This window comes from Paracoccus sp. (in: a-proteobacteria), from assembly GCF_030536915.1.
Classification (GTDB): Bacteria; Pseudomonadota; Alphaproteobacteria; order Rhodobacterales; family Rhodobacteraceae; genus Paracoccus.
Genome location: NZ_JAUNPC010000159.1, coordinates 1 through 3,228, shown reverse-complemented (window position 1 = coordinate 3,228; position 3,228 = coordinate 1). Strand labels below are relative to the sequence as shown.

General features: G+C 72.7%; 3 protein-coding genes. 2 read left to right on the top strand and 1 reads right to left on the bottom strand.

Annotation, left to right across the window (positions count from 1 at the left end; genetic code table 11):
• Positions 1-435: 435 nt before the first annotated feature.
• Entirely contained in the window at positions 436-1,485 is a 1,050-nt protein-coding gene (locus Q4F04_RS15110) for an IS110 family transposase (RefSeq protein ID WP_303370619.1), read from the bottom strand.
• Positions 1,486-1,507: 22 nt separating this feature from the next.
• On the opposite strand from Q4F04_RS15110, the gene Q4F04_RS15105 reads away from it, so the two are divergent.
• Both Q4F04_RS15105 and Q4F04_RS15100 read left to right on the top strand, forming a co-directional pair.
• Positions 1,508-2,419: a recombinase family protein gene (locus Q4F04_RS15105; protein WP_303370618.1), complete on the top strand. Its 912-nt coding sequence runs from the start codon at positions 1,508-1,510 to the stop codon at positions 2,417-2,419.
• Between the two features lie 420 nt (positions 2,420-2,839).
• Positions 2,840-3,064 carry an alpha/beta-hydrolase family protein gene (locus Q4F04_RS15100; RefSeq protein ID WP_303370617.1) on the top strand — a complete coding sequence of 75 codons (225 nt, stop codon included), beginning with the start codon at positions 2,840-2,842 and terminating at the stop codon, positions 3,062-3,064.
• Positions 3,065-3,228 lie beyond the last annotated feature (164 nt).

Sequence of the window (3,228 nt, the reverse complement as noted above, 5' to 3'; positions counted from 1 at the left end):
GTGCCATGATCCGTCCCTCTCTTGCCCGCTCCGGCTTGCGACAAACCCCTGTAGGCGCCTTCTTGTTGCAGATAGATTTATGCGGGATTGTCGTGACGGGGGCAAGGCCGGACGGCGCCTGAGGCCGCCCGGCATGCCGCCTTGCGACAATCAGGTGTTTGTCGCAGGCCGGTCGTAGGATCCACGCATGTCGCGGGCCGAGCGCGCTGGCCGGGGTCGGGGTTGTCTCCGCGGTCAGCACAAGGGCGGCCGCCGCACCATGATGTCCGAACGAGGCCCCGCAATGTTAGCGAGCGCAGTTGCCCCTCTCGAGGACTGCCGCGGGCATAGCGCGGTGGCCTGATCGCGTCCCGGCGGACGCTCCGCCGCAGGCGGCGGATTCCAGTGCTCCTGTGTCCTCCTGTTGCTCTGGGTCGGACGACGAACCTGTGCGCTCTATGCCGCGGCGTTGCCCGCCTCGAAGGGCCGCCGGCTGCGCCACATCGCGTGCAGCACGACGACCAGCTTGCGCGCCACGGCCACGTTGGCGCGCTTGAAGCCGATGCGCTCCCGCAGCGCAGTGCCCCAGCGTCGGATCGCGCTGTCGGCTTTGCACCGCGTCAGGATGTGCGCGGCCGCCTCGTAGAGGTAGGAGCGCAGGAGCTTGTCCCCGTGCCGCGAGATGCGCCCCTGCATGTCGATGGTACCGGACTGGTAGCGTCGCGGCGTGAGCCCGATCCAGGCGGCGGCCGTTCGGCCCGATCGGAACGCCTCCGGCTCGCCGATGGCCGCCACGAAGCTCAGGGCCGTCAGGTGGCCCACCCCGGGTGCCGTCATCAGGAGGCGGCAACGCGGGTCGGCCCGAACGGCGCCGCGGATCACCCGGTCGTGCTGGACGACCTGAGTCCGCACGGCCTGCCACGCCTCCAGCATGGGCATGACGATCGGCACGAGGTCGAGGCGGTTCGCGAGGTGCTCGCGCACGCGGCGGTCGAAGGCCCGCGCGCCGCCGTTGCCCGGTCCGGCCGCCAGCATTAGCCCGAAGGTCCGCAGCGCGCCGCGCAAGGCGTTCGCGATGTCGATCTGCGCCCGCAGGAGCGCGCGCCGCGCGTGGATCAGCGTCCGCAGCCGCACGTCATCCCAGCCCTTGAGGCGAACCTCGCGGTAAAGGCCTGCGCGCAGCAGGTGCGCAAGCCCGCGGGCGTCGTTGGCGTCGGTCTTGTTCATCGTGACCGACAGCGCCGCGTGCGCCTGCCGGGCGTCCATGCAGACCACCGGCAGGCCTCGGTCGCGCAACTCGTGGCCCAGCCAGGTCGACAAGCAGCAGGTCTCGAGACCGACCTTGACGAGGTCGCTCGCGAACGGCGCGAGAGCCTCGGCCAGAGCCTCGGGATGGGTCAGTGACTTGCCCCGCCACAGGCAGGTCCCCGTCTCGTCGACGACGTGGACTTGCGTGCTCGCCTTTGACACGTCCAGGGCAGCGTAAACCGGCATGGCGTCCTCCATGGTACTAGGCCAGGATCACAGCATGCTCCATCCGATCAGGCAGTGGGCGCCGCGATTACGCCATGTCTCGACGGACGAGCAGAGCACCGGCCCGCAGGTCGCGGAACTGCAGGCCGCCGGCTGCACCGACATCCGGTCCGAGACCGGCTCGGGCGCCTCGCGCGCGCGCCCCGTCCTTGCCCGGCTGGTGCGCGGGATCGCCCCCGGAGACATGCTGGTCGTGGTCCGCATCGACCGCCTCGCGCGTTCGCTGTCGCACCTGCTCGAGGTGATCGAGGCGGTCGAGGCGCGGGGCGGGCATTTCCGCTCGCTGCACGATCCGATCGACACGGCCAGCCCGCAGGGCAAGTTCACCCTGCAGGTCCTGGGCGCCGCGGCGGAACTGGAACGGGCGCTGATCCGCGAGCGGACCATGGCGGGGCTTGCGGCGGCCCGCGCCGCCGGGCGGGTCGGCGGGAACCCCGGCCTGAAGCGCGGCGACCCCGCGGCGCGGCGCAAGGTCGCCCGTGCCCGCGACGCGGGCTACCTGGCCCGGCTTGAGGCGAGCGCCGGGGAATGGGTCCCGCTGGTGCGCCGCCACCGCCCCGACATGCCCTGGCGCGACCTTGCCCGCCTTGTCGACGCCCGCCGCCCCGCGGGCACGCCCCCCTGGACGGTCGAGCGGCTGCGCCGCGCCGTGTCCCGCTTCGTGCGCGAGGGGCTGCTGCCGGAAACGGTCCTTGCGCGGGCGCGCCCGGCCGCCGCCGACGACCGGCTGCTTGCGGTCGTGGCCGCGATCAAGGGGGCGGACCCGCGGATCACCCTGCAGGGGATCTGCCACCGGCTGGAGGAGATGCGCGAGCGCACCCCGCGCGGGCGGACCGGCTGGCAGCCTTCCAGCGTGAAGATGCTGATCGACCGGGCAAGGGAACGGGGCCTGCTGGACCGCGGGTGACCCCGGCGCGCTTCCCGCGCTAGGCCGGGGGGAGACTGCGAACCCTGCGCCGGGGACCGCCGCCTGATCCGCGCTTCCCGCGCAGGCGAGGGAAGCCGCCCGCAGGGATGTCCCCGGCCGTGCCGTCCTTGTTCCGGTTGCCGGGGCGCCACGCTGATCCGCGCGGGGCGGGACCATGCCGCGTCCGGCGCCCTGCCTCTTCGCGGCAAGGTCGGTTCCCCCTTGCGGGGCTGCCCGCGGCGGGAAAGGCCGTCGCCCCCTGCCCAAAGGCCGCGCCCCGCCCGGTCCTGTCATCCGGCGGCGGAATCGGGCAAGCCTGCGCGCGGATGAACCACGGGCAGGCTGCATGGATCGGCGACGGTTTCCCGAACTTTCCCTGTGACCGCTCTACCTCGGGCTGGTGTTCTTCGCGGCCCCGCTGTGGCGGGCGCCGCCCCAAACGTGTCGCCCGACCTCAGCTTCACGCCCGTGGTGACGCAGTTTCAGCTTGTGGTGGAGATGATCCTCGTCAACACCGCCCCGGCCGGGCATGGGCATGCCTGTTACGCGCGGGACTGTATCGGCCCTTGGGCCGCCGTCACCGATCCCGAGGGCTGGACCGCCGCCGACAGCGCCCGCCTTGCGGCCCATTGCGACAACGGGTAGGGCGCTCAGCCGCCGGCGCGGGCCAGCAGATCGTCCACGAGGCCGGGCAGCCGCGACCAGTCGCCGAAGGCCGCATCCGCCGTTGTCCCGTCCAGCGACGGGCCGGCATAGCCGCCGGTGTAAAGGATCACCGGCATCCCCGCCGCGCGGGCCGCGCCGATGTC